Here is a 279-nt window from a genome sequence, read left to right on the forward strand (position 1 = left end):
GGATAAAGAGCTGTCGCTTTCTGAAAAAGATTTTTTAGACCAAATTGCAGCCATTAATAATGATGTAGTACTTATAGCGGATGTATATGGACGTTTAAAAAACATAAAGGGACTGCCTCTTCTTCAGAATAAAATGGAAAAGACGTTAGAAAAGCTTTCCCGCTCCTATGTTGGCAGACAGGATAAAGAGCTGTCGCTTTCTGAAAAAGATTTTTTAGACCAAATTGCAGCCATTAATAATGATGTAGTACTTATAGCGGATGTATATGGACGTTTAAA

1 protein-coding gene is annotated in these 279 nt (G+C 35.5%); it reads left to right on the top strand.

Annotated features, from left to right (window positions below):
• Positions 1–279, top strand: a 279-nt coding sequence (locus tag BOQ62_RS22580; RefSeq protein WP_164976774.1) for a hypothetical protein, incomplete at both ends; no start/stop codon positions are given.

It is taken from the genome of Chryseobacterium sp. CH21, assembly GCF_004119445.1.
Taxonomy (GTDB): Bacteria; Bacteroidota; Bacteroidia; order Flavobacteriales; family Weeksellaceae; genus Chryseobacterium.